This is a genomic window from Cryobacterium sp. Hz7 (genome assembly GCF_004402815.1).
GTDB lineage: Bacteria > Actinomycetota > Actinomycetes > Actinomycetales > Microbacteriaceae > Cryobacterium > Cryobacterium sandaracinum.
This window is the reverse complement of the sequence record NZ_SOFB01000016.1, coordinates 1-1,082: the sequence shown is the minus strand read 5'-3', so window position 1 is coordinate 1,082 and position 1,082 is coordinate 1. Positions and strand designations below refer to the sequence as shown.

1 protein-coding gene is annotated in these 1,082 nt (G+C 63.1%); it reads left to right on the top strand.

Going from position 1 to position 1,082, the window contains the following annotated elements; translation table 11 throughout:
* The first annotated feature begins 71 nt into the window (after positions 1-71).
* Positions 72-1,069 (top strand): IS630 family transposase gene (locus tag E3N86_RS04125; protein ID WP_134511383.1). Its coding sequence is split into 2 segments (ribosomal slippage): positions 72-420 and positions 420-1,069, totalling 999 coding nucleotides; the frame shifts between segments, so codons are not numbered across the junction.
* The last annotated feature ends 13 nt before the right edge of the window (positions 1,070-1,082 follow it).

Genomic DNA, 1,082 nt, shown 5'->3' with positions numbered 1-1,082 from the left:
GGTAGAGGATTCCCCCTGAGGTCATTTTGTGATTCAACATCTTCGGTAACAACGCTCCCGAGGATGATGCGATGACGTGGCGCTCAGGGCAGTCCTATTCTCAGGACTTGCGCGATAGAGTTTTGGCGGCTGTGGACAGCGGCATGAGCGCCTACGAGGTGGCGCCGCTGTTCCGGGTGAGCGTTTCGTACATCTACAAGGCCCAAGGCCGCCGCCGGGCCACCGGCGAGACGACGGTGAAGCCACGGCCTGGGCGGCCAGGACAGAAGCTGGCGGCTCACCTTGAGGCGTTGCAGGCGCAGATCAAGGTCGAGCCCGATGCCACGCTGGCTGAGTTGCGCGCCTGGGTTCTGGCCGAATTGGGCGTGTCGATCAGCGTCGGCGGCCTGTGGAACACGCTTGAGCGGCTCGACCTCAGTCTGAAAAAAAGAGTGCGCATGCTGCCGAGCAGGAACGTCCCGACGTAGCCGAAGGACGCATCGCCTGGCGAGCCGAGCAGCCGGNCGAAGGACGCATCGCCTGGCGAGCCGAGCAGCCGGCGCTGGACCCAACCCGCTTGGTCTTCCTTGATGAAACCGGGGCATCGACCAACATGACCCGGCGCTACGGACGGGCGCCGCGCGGTCAGCGGCTGCTGGCTGCGGTGCCGCACGGTCATTGGAAAATGACCACCTTCGTCGGGGCGCTCCGGCATGACGGAATCTCCGCCCCCTTCGTCATCGACAAGGCGATGAATGGCGCGATCTTCCTGGCCTATGTCGAGCAGGTCCTGGCTCCGACCTTGCGGCCCGGCGACATCGTCGTAATGGACAATCTGCCCGCCCACAAGGTGGCAGGGGTCAAGCAACTCATCGAAGCCCGAGGGGCCACCCTGCGGTATCTGCCGCCCTACTCCCCAGACCTCAATCCCATCGAGCTCGCCTTCGCCAAGCTCAAGAGCCTGCTGCGAAAGGCGCAAGCCCGCACCATCAACACCTTATGGGACGTGATCGGAAAACTCATCGACCTGTTTCCGCCCGAGGAATGCGCCAATTTCTTCGCCCACGACGGATATGGACGCTCGATGTGAAAATGCTCTAAGC